Source organism: Neobacillus mesonae (genome assembly GCF_023715155.1).
Taxonomy (GTDB): Bacteria; Bacillota; Bacilli; order Bacillales; family Cytobacillaceae; genus Neobacillus; species Neobacillus mesonae_A.
Map to the genome: position 1 here is coordinate 88,427 of NZ_JAMBNQ010000004.1, position 18,823 is coordinate 107,249.

The window sequence follows — 18,823 nt, forward strand, 5'->3', positions numbered from 1 at the left end:
CAAAAACCCCTTAAAAAATAGGGGTTTTAATCATTCATTTGGTCAAATGCCATTTCCATTAATTGTTCAAGCTGCGGAAGTTCTTTATCCACGATTGGATCTTCCAGGTCATTTAATGTTTGCAGCACACTTTCAATCAATATCTTACGGGGTTTTTTTGACTCTAATAATTCCTCTTCAATAAAGTCCAGCAAATCTATATATTTTGCACTCTCTTTATTTTGTTGAAAATGACTTTTAAGTATAAAGAGGATATGTGTTAATTTTTTGTGAAACAGATGATTCTGTTTCTGGCATTCTGGCAGCCATTGGTCCAATGCCTCTGTCGGTACTAACTGCTCATCTGAATCTGCTGTTTCAGACACGATATGAACCATACGGTTAACCGTATATCGTACTACTTGAATTATATTATTATTTGCTTCATTCGCCATTTGATAGAATTTAATATTCTCTCTAAGAATCCCCATAAACATAATAGCGCAATCCAAAAGATAACGTTTTTTTTCTTCTCCAAAAATATCCACAAACCGGTTATAAATCCAGCGTATATTTTGAATTTTTCCTTTTTCTATATATTGCTTGAGATCAGGATCATTGGAAACAATTACTTCCTCAAATAAGGTAATTAACCTTTTTTTCCGGTTCATCATTAATTGTATTTCAATTTGTTTGACAAATGTTTCGATATCGGAAGGATCTTGTCCAATCAAAACTTCATCCCTTGTTTTTTTTAACTCAGCATAAGAAATTTTAAAAACAGCTAGTAATAATTCGGTTTTAGAGGAAAAGTAATTATAAAATGTCCCTTTAGAAATACCACTGTAATCTAAAATATCCTGTATGGAAGTAGATTGAAAGCCTTTTTCAATAAATAATCGGTGTGCCATTTTAACCACATGCCGTTTACGGTCATTCATAAAATCACCTAAATTTCATAATTATACTCATTGTATAAAAATATAGTACATTATTTTTAATACTGTTACAAACCAATCTTTGTAAGATTTTTTTATTGCAAAAATTGAACTAGGAGTATAATATAGGTAAGTATGAAAAAGGGGTATAAAAAAATGAACATGTAGTTTAAGGGGGAAAAAGTATGGAACATGCTCAAACACATCCGAACCGTCCGCCATATGGAATTATCGCGGTTCTCATGGTCGGGGCATTTATTGCATTTTTAAATAATACATTATTAAATATTGCCCTTCCTTCTATTATGAAGGATTTAAATGTTGAGGCTTCAACAGTACAATGGCTTACCACTGGGTTTATGTTAGTAAACGGAATTTTAATTCCTACTACTGCCCACTTAATACAGAAATATACCGTGCGCCGGATCTTTTTATCGGCAATGTGTTTATTTGCAGTTGGAACGATTCTCGCAGGCACCGCCCATGTCTTCTCTATTTTATTAGCAGGCAGGATGCTCCAAGCCTCCGGGTCGGCAATCTTGATGCCGACATTAATGAACGTTATGCTTGTCAGCTTCCCGGTGGAAAAACGGGGAACTGCAATGGGTGTGTTCGGCTTAATATTAATGTCCGCACCGGCAATTGGCCCGACACTATCAGGATGGATTGTAGAGCATTATGACTGGCGGATGCTGTTTCATTTCATCACGCCAATCGCCATTGTCGTTATTTTATTAGGCTTTTTCCTTATTAAAGATAAAAAGGAAAAAGTGAATTTACGACTGGATTTTCTTTCTTTACTCTTATCCAGTATTGGATTTGGCGGTATCTTATATGGCTTCAGCTCAGCCGGAAACAAAGGCTGGGACAGTCCACAGGTATATGGAACGATCATTATTGGTGCTATTTGTTTAACAATCTTTATTTTGAAGCAATTAAAACAAGAGCGGCCAATGTTAAATTTCAGTATTTATAAATACCCTATGTTTGCTCTATCATCAGCTATTACCATGGTTTTGAACATGGCATTGTTTTCCGGGATGCTGCTTCTTCCCATTTACGTTCAGACCATTCGCGGAATCTCACCAATGGATGCTGGTTTAATGCTGCTCCCAGGAGCCGTATTAATGTCATTAATGTCGCCGATTACCGGTAAATTATTTGATAAATTTGGAGGCCGGGTTTTAGCCATCATTGGTTTAACCATTACGACGATTACGACTTATATGTTCAGTAAACTGCAGCTAGATACCAGCTATGCACATCTTATTACCATATATTCTATCCGTGCATTGGGCATATCAATGGTTATGATGCCGGTATCTACAAACGGTTTAAACCAGCTGCCAGCAAGATTCTATCCACATGGTACAGCCATGAACAATACTATGAACCAAGTGGCAGGTGCTATTGGTACAGCCTTATTGGTAACCGTAATGACCAACCATACTGCAACGCGGGCGAAGGAAATTGCCGCATCTGCAAAGGCATCGATGGGCAGTATGACCACACCACCGTCACCTGCAGCTCTTGCAGAAATGAAACAGAAGGTCATGCTGGAATCCATGTTAGATGGTATTAACTACTCATTCGTTATCGCAACTGGATTTGCAGCAATCGCGCTGATTCTTGCCTTCTTTATTAAACGGGCAAAACCAGCAGAGGATCCTGGTGAAGTGAGACCAGCTGGAAAAAAAGTAACGGCTAAATTAGCTGGAAATTAGTGTTAAGGTGACTTTTAACAGTCACCTTTTTTTTGCCATCCTTTTGGGAAAATACTATATAATAAAAAGAAAGTAAAGGAGGCATTTGGGCTTGTTAAAAGAGAAGTTAACACAATACATAAAAGATCATCCTAAAGATGCAGAGTTTTTTAAGGAAGAAAAGGATTATATGATCAAGCATCAGTTAACAGAAAGGTTGCTATTGGAAAAAGAACCAGACTGCCGTTTTATGGATGCATACATTGAACGCTGTGACAAACAAAGCGAAAACTTGATTAGAAATGAAACGTCCAGTTTCCTCTCCCAGCCATTGGTATATTTTTATAAACATAAAAATGAGTTTGTATATTTGGAGTCTAAATGGTGGGAATTTGTTCATGTTGATGCCGTTTCATTAGAACTAGATGATGTATTTGGAACATATGATGTTATGTTAGGACTCTATTTACAAAAGAAATATGAGGAAAAACTAAGGACTTTTTTAAAGGAAAATTTAACCGGGGAGAAGACAAATTACGATTTAATCTTTAATCAACAGGAAGGGGTATGGGATTTAAATTTCTCCTTAAATGCGGTGGACGGATTTGATGAAAACATGACAATCGGTGAAGCATTTCAATTAATTTACCGCTTTTTGTTCCAATTAATGGAGGGAATTGAAAAATAAAAAAAGAGTAGGGAGAGGTGCCGTTTGCGAGTTGTATCAATATGTCCGAGTAACACAGAATGTATGGAGTATTTAGGATTAACCCATTTATTAGCAGGGGTTGATGATTATTCAGATTGGCCTAATTCTGTTAAAAACTTGCCCAAGCTTGGACCAGACTTATCCATCAATATGGATTTAGTGGAGCAATTACAGCCTGATATGGTGCTTGCATCCTTAAGTGTTCCGGGGATGGAGAAAAATGTTGCAGCACTTGAGGAACGGGGAATTCCACATATTGTTTTAAATCCGCAATCATTAAAAGAAATCGAACAGGATTTGGTTCGAACCGCGGAAGCATTGGGGGAAAAGGAAAAAGGACTAAAGGCTGCTGAACGTTTTCGTTCAAGGCTTGAAATGGTAAAAAAACGTTCTTTATCGGTGAAAGAAAAACCGTCCTTATATTGGGAATGGTGGCCAAAGCCGATTTTTACTCCAGGAAAAATAAACTGGCTCACTGAAATATCCGAAGCAGCCGGCGCTGTAAATGTCTTTCAAGATGTTGAGTTAGCAAGTGTACAGACAGACTGGGACGATGTGATTAATAGAAAACCAGATTATATTTGCCTTGCCTGGGTTGGGGTTAGAAAGGGAAAGGTTCAAAAAAGTGTTGTCACAAAACGGCCGGGATATGAAAGTCTGGGATATCCAAATGACCAAAAGATCCTGATTTTAGAGGAAGAACTATACTGCCGCCCATCCCCAAGGCTGCTTGACGGACTCGAGAAGCTTAGCCATATCCTTCATGACTCCTAAATGTAAGGCGGTATTTCTTCTATCCGTTTTTAATTTTCCAAAAACTATATTGACATACCCTCTGTTTCTGAGGATAATAAAAGAAAAAAATTCGAATGGTATGGGACTAGTAAATCAAGAGAACGTGGCAGAGAGTGAAACCCTGGGGCTGAAAGGTTTCTCACGGAAAGCTGATTGAACCTGCCCTGTTAAACTGCTTATGAAAACATAAGCCGGCATGAAACCCACGTTACGGGATTGAGAGGGTGCCTGCATTTGGGCATCAAAAAAGGTGGTACCGCGGAAACGACTTTTCCGTCCTTTATATAGGACAGGAAAGTCGTTTTTTATTTTTTTAAAGAAGGTTTGATGATGTATGAAAAAACAAATGGTGGTAGTGAAAATTGGAAGCAGTTCGCTGACAAATTCCTGTGGAACGATTTGTGAGGAGAAAATCAGGGAACATGTCGAAGCCCTTTCTTTTTTAAAACAGCAGGGCCATGATGTTATCCTCATTTCATCCGGTGCAGTGGCGGCTGGATTTCATGCCTTAGGATATCCGACAAGACCGCAGACAGTTGCTGGAAAGCAGGCAGCTGCAGCAGTCGGCCAAGGATTATTAATGCAGCATTATAATGAGCATTTTCAACAATTTGACATTGTGCCAGCTCAAATTTTATTAACCCGCGAAGATTTTTATAGCCAGGCTAGATTTCAAAACTTGTATTCTACCATAACAGAACTGCTTCATCGAGGGATGCTTCCAATCATCAATGAAAATGATTCTGTCTCCATTGATGAACTGACGTTCGGTGATAATGACATGCTCTCAGCATTGGTCAGCGGGTTTTTGCATGCGAATGCATTGATTATTTTAACTGATGTGAACGGACTTTATGATGGAAACCCAAAGGTGTCAAAAGAGGCGAAAAAATATCATTATATTGCGGAAGTAACAGACCAGCTTCTTGGTTTTGCAGATGAAAATGGATCTTCCCTCGGAACAGGAGGAATGAAATCAAAACTATTGGCCGCCAAAAAAGCCCTATCTCTTGGTGTAAGCGTGTTTGTTGGAACTGGAACAGGAAAGGACAAACTGGTTGATATTTTGGCCGGAAAAGGAGACGGAACTTATATTGGCGGACCATTCCATTCTCAAATGCAGATGCGGAAGCAGTGGATTGCTTTTCATTCACATGTGGACGGAATCATTGAAGTGGATGAGGGGGCCGAACAGGCAATACTGCAAAAAGGGAAAAGCCTGCTTCCTGTTGGAGTAACGAATGTTTATGGTGAGTTTAATGCCATGGATGTGGTAGAGGTCCGCAACCAAAAAGGGAAAATTATCGGTAAAGGACAGATTTATTTTTCCTCAAAGGATTTGATAAAAGTGAAAGGACTGCCAAGTGCTGAAACCAAATATTATTCATTTAATAAAAAAGCAGAGGTCATTCATCGTGATAATTGGGTGAGCCTGCGGGAGGGGTAGAGAGATGAGTGAGTTAATCGAAAAAGCGGGGAAATTAAAAAAAGCTTCAAAAAAATTAGGGATGCTTTCAGCTTGGGAAAAAAATGCTGCCTTGGCCTACATGGCTAACAAGATTGCTAATGATAAAGAATTTATATTACATGAAAATGAAAAGGATATTCAAAACGGAAAGGAAAAGGGTTTATCCGCATCACTTTTGGACAGGCTGCTTTTGACTGGGGAAAGAATAAATCAAATCGTAGATGGTATCAATCAAGTAATAAGTTTAGATGATCCAATCGGCGAAGTCATTGATGCATGGGAGCGTCCAAATGGATTACATATTCAGAACATTCGTGTACCACTTGGTGTGATTGGGATGGTATATGAGGCCCGTCCAAATGTGACAGTGGATGCTGCAACCCTTTGCTTAAAAGCAGGAAATGCTGTTCTTTTAAGAGGAAGTACTTCTGCTCTTCATTCTAATAAGGCGCTTGTTCAAGTCATGCGCAGGGCACTGGCAGAAACCGCGATTCCAGAGGATGCCATCCAGCTTTTGGAAGATACCTCTAGAGAAACAGCTTCCGAAATGTTCAGGCTGAATCAATATTTAGATGTTCTGATTCCACGAGGCGGTGCCGGGTTAATTCAATCGGTGGTTCAAAACGCAACAGTGCCGGTGTTGGAAACAGGAGTCGGCAACTGTCATATTTTTATTGACCAATCCGCCGAGGAAAAAATGGCCATTGAGATTGCAGTGAACGCCAAACTGCAGCGCCCATCAGTATGTAATGCAATTGAAACGGTTCTTATTCATAAGGATTGGCCGCATATCAGCATGCTGTTGGAAACTTTGCGCGATAAAGGGGTAGAGCTCCGCGGGGAGACGACATTATCATCTAAATTTACCTTTGTTCATGAAGCATCTGAAGAAGACTGGTCTTCTGAATTTCTAGCACCCATTTTGGCGGTGAAACTTGTCGGGGATGTTCATGAGGCAATTGACCACATTGACCGGTATGGAACCAAACATTCCGAGGCCATTATTAGTGAAAGTGAAGATCATGTCCAATTATTTTTCCAATCGGTTGATGCAGCGGTATTGTATCATAATGCTTCAACACGTTTTACCGATGGTGAGCAGTTTGGCTATGGGGCAGAAATCGGCATCAGCACACAAAAACTTCATGCCCGCGGACCAATGGGACTGAAAGCCATCACCACAACGAAAGCTATTGTTCAAGGAAATGGTCAAATTCGCGGATAAGACTCCTTCTATTGAGGGAGTTTTTTTTATTTTCTTCCAAAGTACATCCTCAAAAACTGGCACAACTAGCCTTACGGTCTATGCTCCAGCTGCCAAATTTAAAAGTATTAAAAATATCCTCCTAAAGGGTGGCAACTTTTCCAGGAATGACATATAATTAACAAAAAAGTTGCACAAAGGAAACTTTTTAGGGAGGTGGAAAGATAAATGACTAGAACTAAAATAATAAAACTGGTGGATGGGGAAAAAGGAGACATTATAAAAATAACTGCTTTACTTTTGGATGGGGTAATGAGAAGAAGATTGCTAGATTTAGGATTTGTGAATGGAGCATTTGTCGAGGTTGCCCAAAAAAGTCCATTAGGTGACCCAATTGCCTTTCGTGTCAGCCGAACCACCATTGCTTTAAGGAAAGAAGAAAGTGGAAAAATTGAAGGGGAGCTGATCATAAATGGGGAATGAGTACTACCGGATTGCCTTAGTTGGGAACCCCAATACAGGGAAAAGCACTTTATTTAATGCGTTAACTGGTTTAAGACAGCATACCGGAAATTGGGCTGGAAAGACGGTTTCGCTTGCACAAGGGAGTGTTGATTTTAAAAACAAAACCTTTCAATTGATTGACCTGCCTGGAACCTATTCCCTTTTTTCAAACTCTAAGGATGAAGAAGTTGCTCGGAATTATATTGCGTTTGAAAAGCCGGATGTAACACTTGTGGTTCTTGATGCCACTTCACTGGAGAGGAACTTTAACCTGGCCTTACAAGTGATGGAGATGACCACGAATGTTATTATCTGTATAAACCTCATCGATATCGCCGAAAAGCAAGGAATTGAAATTCATGAAAAACGCCTGATGAACCTGATGGGTGTTCCCGTATTAAAAATTTCTGCGAGAAATAAACTTGGCTTCCCGATGCTCCTTGATACAATTGATAGAATTGTGAATGGAGATATTAAATGCCAGTCTTTTCAACTTAAATATCCAGAAGAAATCGAGAAAAAAATCCTCAAAATCGAACAACAAATACACGAAATAATCGGGGACACAGTATCTGCCAGATGGGTAGCACTTCGAATCTTGGATGGGGATGAATCATTAATAAATGAAATTACCAAACAGTTTAAATTAAGGGGGGATTACTGAATGAGCCTTGAACAGTTGTATACCGAAGCTCAAAAGTTGTCAACAAAGCAAATAAGGGATGACATTGTTCAGCATTTATATGAGACCAGTTATCAATTATGTCAGGAAGGAGTTTCCTATAAGAAAGCAAAAAAGGATACGAAAACGGAAAAACTTGATGCCATATTTACATCCCCGATTTTCGGTTTTCCAATCATGATCATCATGTTAGGGATTGTGTTTTATATTACAATTGCCGGAGCAAATGTCCCGTCCACACTTTTGGCAGATTTTTTTGGCTGGCTGGAAAAATATCTTACAGCCTTATTCAGTTTTCTTCATACCCCCAATTGGCTGTACGGGATGCTTGTCCTAGGATTATATCGAGGAACTACATGGGTCATTTCTGTAATGCTGCCGCCAATGGCAATCTTTTTTCCAACTTTCGCCTTGTTAGAGAATTATGGCTATCTGCCAAGGGTCGCCTTTAACATGGACCGCTTGTTTAAAAAGGTTGGGGCTCACGGGAAGCAGTCATTGACCATGGCAATGGGATTTGGCTGTAATGCAGCGGCTGTAATTTCTACTAGAATCATTGAATCACCAAGGGAGCGGATGCTTGCAATTTTAACCAATAATTTCGTCCCATGTAATGGACGGTGGGGGACTTTAATTGTATTTGCATCATTATTTATGGCAGCCGGGTTTACTGGTGGAATAAAGTCTTTGGTCACGACAGGGGTGCTTGTCGGAATCGTTCTATTTGGAGTTATCGTAACTTTCTTTGTCTCATGGGTACTTTCCAAAACACTGCTAAGTGGGATTCCAACCCATTACACACTAGAACTCCCGCCATATCGGAAGCCAAAAATTTTTGATACTGTTATTCGATCCTCTGTAACCAAATCATGGTCAGTGCTTGTCAGGGCCGTAAAGGTAGCTGCTCCTGCTGCTGTTTTAACCTGGGTATTTGCCAATATTAATATTGGTGACACAAGTATATTACAGCATGCGGTCCAGTTTTTAGACCCATTTGGCAAGCTTCTTGGTTTGGACGGTTATATCATGATTGCTTTCATTTTAGGACTGCCTGCAAACGAAATTGTCCTGCCTATCCTGTTAATGGGGTATTTATCTACCGGTTCCTTAACAGAAGTAGACAGCATGATAGATCTTAAGAATATTTTCATAGCTCATGGCTGGACATGGCTTACGGCATTGAATATGATGCTTTTTTCACTGTTGCATTATCCATGTGGTACAACATTGGTAAATATATATAAAGAAACAAAAAGCAAAAAGTGGACCTTTTTGGCGTTTATTATTCCAACAGTTATCGCGATTCTAATTCCATTTATCATTGCTCAAACTGTCAGATTCTTTGGGTGGATGTAAGCAATGTATGTTTTTAAACAAAAAGGGAATACTGTTTGGGAAATAATGAGCAAAAGGAGAGGCGCAATGTCTATTGAGGAAGGTACAAAGCTGCAAATTTCCCAAGGTATTCAAAGTTATTTTAACTCCGCTGATTCAATGACTGTAATTACGAATAATGGGACGACTGTACAATTTTTGCTTTCGGACGGAAAAGGCCATGGCGCAATGCCTGTTGACCATTTAAATTATTTAATGAAAAGATCAAACTTAACGATTATTCCCAATAAAAGAACCTTATTAAATTCAGATACAGAAGAACAAATCAGCTAAACCGTTAAAAGGGGCTTCCAAATGAATGGAAGCCCCTTATTTTCAGCCAACTGCATGGAGAAGAAAATTGGTTAAAAATAAAATCGAAATAATACAGATGGAAAGTGACAGTTGTTTTTGCTTATTTGTAAACAATTTCACTAAGGGATATGCGATAAACCCAAATGCAATCCCATCTACAATACTGTAGGTTAACGGAATCATGATAATGATTAAAAATGCAGGAAATGCCTCAGTAAAATCAGTAAAATCAATATTAACAATATTTGTTAACATTAATCCGCCTAATAGTATTAAAATCGGTGCGATAGCGGAATTAGGCACTAATTTTATGAAAGGCAGAAAGAAAAGCGATAATAAAATGCAAAAGCCTGTCACCACAGAGGTCAACCCAGTTCTTCCGCCGGCTGTAATGCCTGCAGCTGTTTCAACAGTTGAAACTGTTGGGCTGGTCCCAAAAAACCCGCATAAAATAGCTGAAAGGGATACAGCCTGTAAGGATTTGGAATTCTTCTCTGGTGCCTTAAGCATCCCATCTACCTGTGAATGAAGCAATCCAATATTTTCAAACACCAACACTAAGGCAACGGAAAAGGCAGCTGTCCAAAACGGAATCGTCGCCATTTTTCCAAAGTCAAAGCTAAAAAACACATTCTTATATTCTTTAAAAGAAACCAAAGACAAATCCATTGAAGAAAAATGGATGATACCTAAAAAGTAAGAAATGATGGTTCCGACTATAATGCTGATTAAAAAATTCCCTGGAACTTTCTTTAAAAATAAAAATAATGTGATAATCAGATTGATAATGAAAGCCAGAACCACTGGTGACGACAGATCTCCAAGTCCAACAAAATGATCGGAATTACCGACAATAAGCCCGCCTTTTTGCAGTCCGATAAAAGCAATAAATAATCCAATCCCTACGGAAATAGCTTCTTTTAACGAAGAAGGAATCGATCTTGAAATGATGGTTGACAGCCTTGTAAATGCAACGATGGCAAACAAGACTCCCGAAAGAACGACTGCCCCTAAGGCTTCCATATAATTTAGACCTAAGGAACCCACCAATGTATAGGTGAATAGGGCATTAATCCCCATCCCAGGAACAATAACAAGTGGTGCATTTGCCATGAAAGCTACTAATAAACAGCCGGCAAAAGAAGCGAGTACAGTTGCAATAATCCCTGCCTCAAGGGGCATTCCTGAGTCCTGAAGAATATGACCATTCACGGCGATAATATAGATAATGGAGAAAAATGAGGTTAACCCTGCAGTAACCTCCTTCTTTATATTGGTATTGCTTTCTCTAAGTTTGAAAACTCCTTTCATTATGAATCACACTTTCGAAAAACGCCCTCTCCCACCCGCATTTCGTATTTTTATGATACGTATGCCGACAAACATTATAACATATAAAGAACCAATCGAAATGAAAATATAGTTGGATATTTACCCAATTTCATAAGGAAAAGCATCACTTAAATTTGAAGGTTCTCTTGGATAAATGTTAAAATTGCCTTTAAAAAAGCTGTTACCAGCAAGTCTTGATGGCTAAATAGAATAATAACCATAATGCTAAAGCGGGATTCCAGGAGACATATACGTTCAGGGCTTCTTTATTTATTTTTTATAAACCTTATGGCATGATATTAATAGATTTATTATTTCGAAGAGTTCGTCTTATTTAGGAAGGAGTAGGTATTTTTTGTTTAATGAAATTGGAGTCCAACCAGTTACCATTCCGCTTCCTTTTCGGTTGAATCATGTCAATTGTTTTATAGGGGAAGGTTCAAATGGATGGACCATAATGGATGCAGGTTTAAACAATGATGTATCAAGGGACATTTGGAAACCTTATATTGAGCAGCATAAGATTTCCACGATCATCCTTACCCATCTCCACCCAGATCATTATGGTTATAGTGGAACTTTACAGCGTTTGACGAATGCTGAAGTTTGGATGACAAAGGTTGATGATGAGGCAGGGACAACCTTTTGGGAACCGGAGTCACTTGAGAAAGTGAAAAAGTATTATGACACTTGCGGGATTCCTGACAATGGGGCGGCTGAATTGACACATGATGAAGGGAGTTTTATTCCTAGAGTGAAACCATATCCACAGGTGTCGAGACATTTGAATGAAGGAGAAAAGATTGTTTTTGGAAAATATGACTATGAAGTGTTCTTTACGCCGGGACATTCTGACGGCTTAATTTGCTTATTCAACAAAGAGAAGAGCATTCTGTTTTCAACTGACCACATTCTTCCAAAAATTACACCAAATATTTCTTATTGGTTTCGCGGGCTGCCTAATCCGCTGGAGGCATTCTTTCAATCGTTAAAAAAAATTGAATTGCTGGATGCGGATTATGTCATCCCTTCTCACGGGAAACCATTTCAGAACGCAAACAAACGAATAGCAGAGTTAATCTCACATCATCAAGACCGTTTGAATGAGGTATATACGTTTATCAAGAACCCAGCCACTATTTATCAGGTATCCAAGAATTTATTCAAAAAGCCGTTAAACACTCATGAAACTCGTTTCGCCATCGGAGAAACAATTGCCCATTTGGAATATTTATATTACAACAATCAATGTATAAAGAATTTGGAAAATGGCATTTGGTATTACCAGGCGATATAATACAACACCCCAGCCTGTTGGTTGGGGGCTGTTTTTTGCAATTGAAATCTAAATTTAATTTGATTCAAGTTCTTCTTCTTAAATTCCTAACGTATTTTAAAAATAAAATGCTCTACTTCCACCCATCATTAGGAGACCCAAACTTTTAAGACAGCTTTGTAAAACAATCAAAGGAAGGTGAGGGTAATCCGTGAAGAAACTCCGAACTATTCCTTCTTTTATATGTATTTTGCTTATGCTTTTTATCGTTTTTCTTCCAAGTGCTTCTTATGCGAAATCAACGGAAGAGATGCAGGCCAGCACCGTTCTTATCACATGCGGAGATTTAGACGGAGAATTTAGCATGGGAACCGGCTTTGTCATTGGAAATTCAGACCATGTGGTAACCAATTACCATGTCATCTCATGTGATGGACAAGGCGGCCCCGTTAATATCGTATTAGACGTTGGAAAAATTATACCCGCAGAGGTGATCTGGTCCTCGTCTGTCAAAGACTTAGCCGTATTAAAAACAAAAAAACCATTAGACCGTCCTTCCGTGACGTTTATGCGGTCTAAGGATGTAAAAGTAACTGACCGCGTATATGTGATGGGGTTTCCTGGTGCTGCTATTGATCAGCGTCTGATTGACCCGTCCACCATCGCCACAGTAAAAGTTTCTCAGGGAATTATCAGTGCCAAAGTCAAATCGAAAGATGGTGTTCAGTTATATCAAACAGATGCGCCCATTAATCCAGGAAATTCAGGAGGCCCGCTGTTTACAGAAAACGGTGCTGTTATTGGAATCAACAGTGCCGCTTCACTTGTCTCGGGTGTTATCCTTGACGAGGAAGGGAAAGGCAAGACAGAACGCATACGCTTAGGAGACAATATCGGCTGGTCAATCCAGGCAGATGAACTTTTGGTGGAACTTGACCGTTTAGGGATCGAGTATAAAACAGAACACAGACAGCTCAAAAAAGAAACGGATGACGGGACACCGGTTATTTTTTATATTACCATGATTGGGTTAGGCCTGCTTGCTGTATTCATAGCCATTTTAGCCCTGGTTATAACCTTAAAGAGAAGAGGGAGGCCAGTACCAGTACCTAAAAAGGAAAACGGATTGATTTTGGAAGAAAAGGATGAGCAGTCATCATTTCCCACAGTCAATTCAGAAGAAACTCAAAATATTCAAAATAGGCAAGCGCCTCCATTAAAGAAAAAGAAAGACACTTGGATTATACTTTTAGCCATTTTGGGAGGATTGGTCATTTGGTTTGTTCTCTTTATTGGTTTTCTTTTGATACTCGGCAGTATTGAACATGATAGTAACCAAAAATCGGTATCAGTAGAAAAAAAACAGAATCAAATGCTACAGGTTACAGTTCCATTGCTTTATGATCTAACAGAACAAGAAGCTAAGGCCGAATTAGAGAAGGCTGGTTTAAAGCTTGGCAAGGTATTCCAACAAAGTGATTTACTTTCGAAAAAAGGACGTGTCATTAAACAATCTGTCGATTCTAATTCAAAAGCTGCTAAAAATTCAACAGTTGATATTACGGTATCCAAAGGTGTAGAACTTTCGGTGGATGCAGATACACTTCAAGAAAAAAAGATGGGTATTGTCAATCAATACTGGGATGATGGTGATCGTTTATTCAAGGAGCAAAAGTGGGAACAGGCACTTAACCTTTATATTCAGGCAAGGGATATGGCGAATATTCTCGCCAATACCGAAAAAAATGATGTAAACCTTTTAGCGGAAGCCCGCCTTGCCGAGGCCAAGATATCAGAGTCCATTGCCATTATAAAAATAGAACTTGGCCACCCCTATCATGCTCTCCAGGATATGGAAGACGGCGTGACCATTTTGAAAGAATTAAAAAACCAAAATCTATTAACCAATTTAACGGTATTAGGCAATGCATATGGTGATCTTTCATGGTGCCAGCTGCTAAATCATTTGCAGGATAAGGCCTTTGAATCGCTCCAGCTGGCAAAGAAATATGATCCGAAAAATCAGCTGATAGAAGTTAATCTAGCACACATTAAATTACTAACTAATCATTTTGGGGAAGCCTTTAAACTATATAGAGAAAATAAAGATTTAGACTATAATGGCATAAAATTATCGAATATCATGGTAGATGATTTTATCAAGCTGAAGAAGGCTGGGTATCCAGATGAAAAGATGTTGATTATTCATGATGTGGTTTTAGGGAAAGGACAGGGAGCAGGCGACGATTTTGAAGAAATCAAACGCACCATTTATTTTCAGACATATGCCGAGCTTGCCGGTGATTTGGAAGGGTATATGAGCACTTACCAGTTGGAACAAAACTCTAACCTCTATAAAGCACTTTATAATAATTATAAAAGGCTTTTAGGCTCCTATACGTTCACAAAGGCAGAAGTAAAAGAAATTAACATTGACCAGACAGCGGAAAATGAAGCAGTTGTTGTAGTCACAAAATTTTTCCAGTACACGGATTCAGAAAAGGATTATGAAGAGGAGGTCACTTACCAATTTACATTAAACAAAACACAAGGCTCACTTCCATGGCAGATTACTAAATTTGAAGTGGTTCGAAATTAAGCAGCCGTGCTGTTTTTGGATTTGCGGATAACTTACCTGAATTCGCGGATATCAGCGAAAAATCCGCGGAAAATTTACTTCAATCCGCGGATAAGGGTATAAAATTCGCGGTTAAATAAAAAAGGGAGTCCGTAATAAATACGGATTCCCTCGTTTATGGTTTTAAAGAATAGTAGGTTGGAGCAGATTTTTGTAATTCTGAATAAATAACGGCTGTCAGGCTGTTTTTTCCGTGTGCATCCAGTCCTGCTTCCCACGCCATCATCCCGCCAAAACCATGGCTTAATGCTAGATCTGTTTTCTTTTCCATTGTTGTGCTGCCATTATAATAATAGGTCGTCCCATTGATTTTAACTGAATCTGAATCAGCATTTTTCGGATTTTTTTTGATAATCGTTCCATACGAAACCTGTTTGATTTTCGGATTTTGAGGCTGTGCATAAAATGGAACGCCAAGCACAAGCTTTTCTTTGGCAATATGATGCTGATCAAAAAGGGCAGACCAGTAGTTTACGATTCTCTCAGTAAACTTGTATGGTGATAGATTGGCTGCATTATATTTTCCATCCCACTGGCCGTCATATGCCATAATATTCACATGGTCAACAAATTGGAACATGCCTGGATCATAGTGAACGAATTTCGATTCTTTCAAAGTCTCCGCATTAATTTTTGAATAAACGGCCATGGACAGCTCCTTGTTTTTTTCATGAAGCAGCTGGCTTAGCTGTTTCGTAAAAGCTGAAAGGTTCTTGGAATCTTGGGCATTCCGCGGATGTTCAAAATCAATATCAATCCCGTCAAGATGTTCTTTGTCTGCAAAACTGGCAAGCTTGTTGGCAAGCTTTGTTCTTGAAGATGGATTAGATATGGCTGCTTTGAAATATGGATAGGTTTCCCCGCCTTTGATATGGTACCATCCCCCAATTGCTAAAATAACCTTTGTATCATGTTGTTTCGCTTTTTGGACAATCGTTCGCAAATTTTTCACGGCATAATCACCGCTTAATAAGATATTGCCGTCCTTTGTTGGATGGACGAATGAGAAAACAACATGTGTTAGTTTTGAATAGTCAATTAAGTTTGGATCCCTAAAATCCTGTACATAGCCGATAAATACTTTTGACTTTGTTTTTGGAACCTCGGGCATTGCTTTTTCTATAGGTTTTGCTGCTGAAACTGGTGCCGATTTTATATTTACTGAATCGGGATGACTGTTTTTTAAATAAATAGCACCCGAAGAAAATCCAGCGAAAAACGTCAGCAGGATCACAACCAGCAGGAAAAGACGTTGCTTTTTCATCTTATAAACCTCCAAATCTCCCTGTCTTTTAAAATTGTATCAGAAAGAAGAGGAGGTTTGTCTGGTAATTTAAGCCGGATTTGCTTTTAAGGACAAAAATGTTTTCGAAACTACAAAAATTGTCTTTTATAGTTCTCCTTATAGACAAAACTAGTCTGAAAAACGATAAAACTGTCTTTAATCAGGCTTATTAAGGATAAATTTGCCCGCGAACCACCAAAGCTGTCTTTAATCAAGCTTCTTAAAGACAATACTAGTCCGGATACTTATAGAACTCTTATAGAACTGCCTTTAATTACTTTTTAGGAAGGATCGCACCGCTTCCAGGTGCACTGGAGAAGGGGGCGAGTGCAGATAGAAAGTCATCCGCTCCATCTAAGTGCACTGGAGATGACCCACAGTGCAGATTGGGTGTGGATTACCTCATCTATCCGCACTGTAATTGGATCCGGGTGCACTTGGAAAGTCATTCGCTCCATCCAAGTACACCGGAAAGGGTCCTAAATGCCGATTGAATACAAATTTTCTTCAAAATTGATGATTTAAACTATTTAAGGTTGAACTCTAGGAATCACCAGTACCGCACCAGGATAAAGTTGATTAGGTTCTTGGATATTATTCGCCTTGATAATTTCGTTAATGGTCGTCCCATAATAACGCGCAATCATCCAAAGCGTTTCACCTTGTGCAATGGTATGCAAAATAGCAGGGATTTTTAATGCCGTTCCAGGATACAAGGGGGTATCGGCCTTTAATTGATTGACCCGGAGAATTGCCTCGACGGTCGTTCCATATCTATTGGCAATCATTTTAAGATTCTCAGCAGTTTTAACAGTATGAACGACATCTGGGGCTGGGATAATCAATATTTGGCCATCAACAACATGATCAGGGTTTGTTAAGCCGTTTATATCCATGATTCTGCCTATACTGATTCGATACTGATAGGCAATCTGCCATAATGTTTCACCATGTTGAACAATATGAATGACCATTAGAAACCTCCCTCGAAATTTTCACGTTACATTAAAATATGAAGAGGGAGGCGTAAATGTGTTATTCAGTTGTTAGCGATTCAATCTTTAATCCAATATTGGAATAGACGGTCCGGTAAAATGTAAATTGCCGATTTTGAAAAAGATGGCGCACTTTCTCCTCTTTGGAAGTTCTAATATTGGTTTTCATATAGTCATGGTATCTTAGAAAAATGGAATAGGTGGACGGTGGAAGATGGTTTAATAACACCAAATCAATTTCCACATTCCCATTGCCGCTTTTATCAACCGTTACAGGAAAAGACACATCATTAAGGCCGTTTTTAGTATCCCGAATCAGCACATCTGTGATTGATTCCAAATAATCTCCAAAAACTTGAAACTGAAGACAATACTTATTTTGCGAAAAATAATCTTCTGTATATGTCGCATGCATCGGAACTCTAATCTGAATTTCATTATTAAAAGCGGTATAGGGAAGACCATCTTTAATAAACACTTCCTTAATTTTCTCCTGCTGATTCCAAGCATATAATTGTTCTAAATCTCGGTATTTTTTTTCACGGAAAAGCTGATAGACCACTTTATTCATCGGCTGAAGAAACTCCTCCGAAAACTCATAGTCCAATTTTTTCGTCGTTTTTAATACCTGATTGAGCTTATGATAATACACCCGTTTCAGTTTTGTTTTCTGAAAATGCGGGGTTGTAAAAAGTCTAGTTATGGAATCCAATTCATATAAACGATTTAACATCATTTTTTGGATGTTTTTATCCACATTTCTCTTCATGACATGGTTAATGACTTTCACATTACAATTTGTTTTTTGTAATATATTGGTCTGATTGGTCAGTCGGGTTTTTTCATTATTCATCCTATTTAAATAATAGATTGGTTTTGACGTCGTTGAAATGGAAGGGCTGTGAAGCAGAACTTCCATGAAAAATTGTTTGTCCTCCGCAAATTTCATTTCAGGAAATACAATTTGATGATCTTTTATTACTTCAGCCCTAACCATCCTTGCCCTAGGTCCCAAATGATGAAAGATATGGGGAATGGAGTGCGGCCGGACACTTCTTCTTTCTTTACATGATTCATGTTCTCCAATAATCCGATTTCCGCCCGCATTAACCTGTATGGTTTTGCCTACAACATAACTGTCTCCGGTTTCCTCTAAAATATTGGTCAAGGTTTCAAGTCCTGTCGGTTCGAACCAATCATCTGCATCCAAAAAAGATATGTATTTGGCATTTGAAAGCTGGATTCCGATATTTCGCGGGCGCCCGGGTGTACCTGTATTCTTTTTTAAAAATACTGCCATGATATTTTCAAATTTAGATGTATAGTCCAACAAAATCTCTCTAGAGGAATCAGTGGAACCATCATCAACTAAAATATATTCTATTTGACTCATTCCTAACGTCTGTCCAAGTACGGAATTAATTGTTTTTCTCAAGTACTTTTCGGCATTATAAACTGGTGTAATGACAGAAACCAATTTCGGCAGCTGATTTTCAGCTGTTTTATGATTAACAATATGGTAATCGGCAGCACTTCGATTTGAAAATATTTTAGCTAGATTTAACATATCTCACGTCAACTTTCTAAACACGTATTCAATATATTTTTAGTCAAAAAAATCGAGTA

At 38.6% G+C, this 18,823-nt stretch carries 16 protein-coding genes; 11 read left to right on the top strand and 5 right to left on the bottom strand.

What is annotated here, in order from left to right:
- Positions 1-26: 26 nt before the first annotated feature.
- The gene (locus M3183_RS06170) at positions 27-920 is read right to left on the bottom strand and encodes a TetR/AcrR family transcriptional regulator (protein WP_251467632.1); all 894 of its coding nucleotides are present in this window, start codon (positions 918-920) and stop codon (positions 27-29) included.
- 182 nt (positions 921-1,102) lie between these two features.
- On the opposite strand from M3183_RS06170, the gene M3183_RS06175 reads away from it, so the two are divergent.
- The 9 genes from M3183_RS06175 (at position 1,103) to M3183_RS06215 (ending at position 9,650) form a co-directional block, all read left to right on the top strand.
- Positions 1,103-2,641 carry a DHA2 family efflux MFS transporter permease subunit gene (locus M3183_RS06175; RefSeq protein WP_251467634.1) on the top strand — a complete coding sequence of 513 codons (1,539 nt, stop codon included), beginning with the start codon at positions 1,103-1,105 and terminating at the stop codon, positions 2,639-2,641.
- Positions 2,642-2,732: 91 nt separating this feature from the next.
- The gene (locus M3183_RS06180) at positions 2,733-3,308 is read left to right on the top strand and encodes a branched-chain amino acid aminotransferase (RefSeq protein WP_251467637.1); all 576 of its coding nucleotides are present in this window, start codon (positions 2,733-2,735) and stop codon (positions 3,306-3,308) included.
- Between the two features lie 24 nt (positions 3,309-3,332).
- Positions 3,333-4,103 carry a cobalamin-binding protein gene (locus M3183_RS06185; RefSeq protein ID WP_251467639.1) on the top strand — a complete coding sequence of 257 codons (771 nt, stop codon included), beginning with the start codon at positions 3,333-3,335 and terminating at the stop codon, positions 4,101-4,103.
- Positions 4,104-4,458: 355 nt separating this feature from the next.
- Positions 4,459-5,571: a glutamate 5-kinase gene (gene proB, locus M3183_RS06190; protein WP_251467641.1), complete on the top strand. Its 1,113-nt coding sequence runs from the start codon at positions 4,459-4,461 to the stop codon at positions 5,569-5,571.
- Positions 5,572-5,575: 4 nt separating this feature from the next.
- On the top strand, positions 5,576-6,817 hold the full coding sequence (locus tag M3183_RS06195; protein ID WP_251467644.1) for a glutamate-5-semialdehyde dehydrogenase: 1,242 nt from the start codon (positions 5,576-5,578) through the stop codon (positions 6,815-6,817).
- 207 nt (positions 6,818-7,024) lie between these two features.
- Positions 7,025-7,279, top strand: coding sequence for a FeoA family protein (locus tag M3183_RS06200; RefSeq protein ID WP_251467646.1), 255 nt, complete (start codon positions 7,025-7,027; stop codon positions 7,277-7,279).
- Positions 7,269-7,964, top strand: coding sequence for a FeoB small GTPase domain-containing protein (locus M3183_RS06205; RefSeq protein ID WP_251467648.1), 696 nt, complete (start codon positions 7,269-7,271; stop codon positions 7,962-7,964). Before M3183_RS06200 ends, M3183_RS06205 begins: the two co-directional genes overlap by 11 nt.
- Positions 7,965-9,338 carry a nucleoside recognition domain-containing protein gene (locus M3183_RS06210; protein WP_251467650.1) on the top strand — a complete coding sequence of 458 codons (1,374 nt, stop codon included), beginning with the start codon at positions 7,965-7,967 and terminating at the stop codon, positions 9,336-9,338.
- Positions 9,339-9,404: 66 nt separating this feature from the next.
- Positions 9,405-9,650 (top strand): hypothetical protein, encoded by a 246-nt coding sequence (locus M3183_RS06215; RefSeq protein ID WP_251467652.1) that lies wholly within the window; start codon positions 9,405-9,407, stop codon positions 9,648-9,650.
- Positions 9,651-9,692: 42 nt separating this feature from the next.
- On the opposite strand, the gene M3183_RS06220 is transcribed toward M3183_RS06215, so the two are convergent.
- Positions 9,693-10,982, bottom strand: a complete 1,290-nt coding sequence (locus M3183_RS06220) for an NCS2 family permease (protein ID WP_251467654.1) — start codon at positions 10,980-10,982, stop codon at positions 9,693-9,695.
- A 376-nt stretch (positions 10,983-11,358) separates the two neighbouring features.
- Between M3183_RS06220 and M3183_RS06225 the strand changes: the two genes are divergently transcribed.
- Together M3183_RS06225 and M3183_RS06230 are read left to right on the top strand one after the other, a co-directional pair.
- Positions 11,359-12,300: an MBL fold metallo-hydrolase gene (locus M3183_RS06225; protein WP_251467656.1), complete on the top strand. Its 942-nt coding sequence runs from the start codon at positions 11,359-11,361 to the stop codon at positions 12,298-12,300.
- 190 nt (positions 12,301-12,490) lie between these two features.
- Positions 12,491-14,878, top strand: coding sequence for a trypsin-like peptidase domain-containing protein (locus tag M3183_RS06230; protein ID WP_251467658.1), 2,388 nt, complete (start codon positions 12,491-12,493; stop codon positions 14,876-14,878).
- 154 nt (positions 14,879-15,032) lie between these two features.
- On the opposite strand, the gene M3183_RS06235 is transcribed toward M3183_RS06230, so the two are convergent.
- The 3 genes from M3183_RS06235 to M3183_RS06245 all read right to left on the bottom strand — a co-directional run bounded on the left by M3183_RS06235 (position 15,033) and on the right by M3183_RS06245 (position 18,764).
- Complete coding sequence (locus M3183_RS06235; RefSeq protein WP_251467661.1) at positions 15,033-16,181, bottom strand: glycoside hydrolase family 18 protein; 1,149 nt, start codon at positions 16,179-16,181, stop codon at positions 15,033-15,035.
- Between the two features lie 551 nt (positions 16,182-16,732).
- On the bottom strand, positions 16,733-17,176 hold the full coding sequence (locus tag M3183_RS06240) for a LysM peptidoglycan-binding domain-containing protein (RefSeq protein ID WP_251467663.1): 444 nt from the start codon (positions 17,174-17,176) through the stop codon (positions 16,733-16,735).
- Between the two features lie 61 nt (positions 17,177-17,237).
- Positions 17,238-18,764 (bottom strand): glycosyltransferase family 2 protein, encoded by a 1,527-nt coding sequence (locus tag M3183_RS06245; protein WP_251467665.1) that lies wholly within the window; start codon positions 18,762-18,764, stop codon positions 17,238-17,240.
- Positions 18,765-18,823: the final 59 nt, after the last annotated feature.

Bases quoted from the DNA above. Each gene is read 5' to 3' on its own strand.
- M3183_RS06170 (WP_251467632.1), bottom strand. From the start codon at position 920: ATGAATGACCGTAAACGGCATGTGGTTAAAATGGCACACCGATTATTT.
- M3183_RS06175 (WP_251467634.1), top strand. From the start codon at position 1,103: ATGGAACATGCTCAAACACATCCGAACCGTCCGCCATATGGAATTATC.
- proB (WP_251467641.1), top strand. From the start codon at position 4,459: ATGAAAAAACAAATGGTGGTAGTGAAAATTGGAAGCAGTTCGCTGACA.
- M3183_RS06195 (WP_251467644.1), top strand. From the start codon at position 5,576: ATGAGTGAGTTAATCGAAAAAGCGGGGAAATTAAAAAAAGCTTCAAAA.
- M3183_RS06200 (WP_251467646.1), top strand. From the start codon at position 7,025: ATGACTAGAACTAAAATAATAAAACTGGTGGATGGGGAAAAAGGAGAC.
- M3183_RS06205 (WP_251467648.1), top strand. From the start codon at position 7,269: ATGGGGAATGAGTACTACCGGATTGCCTTAGTTGGGAACCCCAATACA.
- M3183_RS06210 (WP_251467650.1), top strand. From the start codon at position 7,965: ATGAGCCTTGAACAGTTGTATACCGAAGCTCAAAAGTTGTCAACAAAG.
- M3183_RS06215 (WP_251467652.1), top strand. From the start codon at position 9,405: ATGTCTATTGAGGAAGGTACAAAGCTGCAAATTTCCCAAGGTATTCAA.
- M3183_RS06220 (WP_251467654.1), bottom strand. From the start codon at position 10,982: ATGAAAGGAGTTTTCAAACTTAGAGAAAGCAATACCAATATAAAGAAG.
- M3183_RS06235 (WP_251467661.1), bottom strand. From the start codon at position 16,181: ATGAAAAAGCAACGTCTTTTCCTGCTGGTTGTGATCCTGCTGACGTTT.
- M3183_RS06240 (WP_251467663.1), bottom strand. From the start codon at position 17,176: ATGGTCATTCATATTGTTCAACATGGTGAAACATTATGGCAGATTGCC.
- M3183_RS06245 (WP_251467665.1), bottom strand. From the start codon at position 18,764: ATGTTAAATCTAGCTAAAATATTTTCAAATCGAAGTGCTGCCGATTAC.